Source organism: Xenorhabdus kozodoii (genome assembly GCF_002632875.1).
In the GTDB taxonomy this organism is placed as follows: Bacteria; Pseudomonadota; Gammaproteobacteria; order Enterobacterales; family Enterobacteriaceae; genus Xenorhabdus; species Xenorhabdus kozodoii.
The window spans coordinates 1-1,095 of the sequence record NZ_NJCX01000085.1 but is presented as its reverse complement, the minus strand read 5'-3'; the positions used below and the strand labels follow the sequence as shown (position 1 = coordinate 1,095).

General features: G+C 41.6%; 2 protein-coding genes. Both read right to left on the bottom strand.

The genetic code is table 11. The annotated features are described in order from the left end of the window. Nucleotides 1-368: hypothetical protein (locus tag Xkoz_RS19180; RefSeq protein WP_099143519.1), on the bottom strand; the 368-nt coding region annotated here is incomplete at its 3' end. Between the two features lie 4 nt (nucleotides 369-372). After that, nucleotides 373-1,095: Hcp family type VI secretion system effector (locus tag Xkoz_RS19175; protein ID WP_244183531.1), on the bottom strand; the 723-nt coding region annotated here is incomplete at its 5' end.

Here is a 1,095-nt window from a genome sequence, read left to right as displayed (position 1 = left end):
GGTTTTGTTTCAGCCGTACTTTCAAAATAGCAGGCATTTTCTCGTTTGTTATCCGAACAGGCTTTACCTGCTACAAATTCACCCAGCGTATACATTTTTTTAAAAGGGGCTTGCAATGCCTGAATCGTATTTGAACCGTGTTTACGGTAAAGCATAATTTGCATAATATAAATTACAGAAAGATCATCATCTGTTTCCTGAGTAATATGTTTTTGAGTTTCATAATTACTCTGCAATTGCGCTTTTTCAACATCCAGTAATATATGATGATTTCCTCCTTCATCCTGACGAGAAATAATTAAATCGTAAAGCAGTTTTTCGGCCGGAACATTCGATTTAATTTGGGTATAAACGGTATAAGTTGGCATGGTATTAATCCTTTAAAATATGAAATTCAAGATTCTTTTTGTCATCAGTGAGATGCCATTGGGTATAACCTTGTTTATCAGTCTTGCCTTCCTTTACCTGACCATCCGGCAGGCAAACACGATACTTATGTTCGGCTAAAAGATTGCCGTTATCATCCGTAAAACGATAGCGGACGTGATGTTTAGAGGGTTTTGAGGATGTTTCTTCAACCAATGGCTGTTTAAGCGGCTTCACATTCGTGAACCCAGACAATAACGGCCTGCCTTCTTCACGCCCGGCTAATTGGGTAATACTGTAACCCGAAGTCCCCGCGGCAATATGGTTACATGATATCGATTTGTAATCGAGCATCACCACTTCATGGGGAATTGCGCCGTTATCATTGATGGAATGGGGATAATTATAGGCAAGATCGACAATCGTTGCGCCTGTTAGTTTAATTTCATAAAAGAATTCCAGTTGCCCCATCGGGCTTGTCCGGTAGTGCATAAAACGGGCTTCCAGCAATTCGTTTCCGTCAATTGCCATTGCTAACAGAGGGGAGGATTTATCAATGGGTTTGGTAAAGCTGACAGGGTGATGATGTGCATTCTGGTCGCGGCTCACTGAATGGCTGACACTCAGTACCTGTATCTCCTCTTCCCGGCCTGTCTGATAACGATTGCCAATGGATTCAGGCGTTGAACATCCCGCTGAAATTAATCCTTGTTTCTTGCCTTTGAGTGA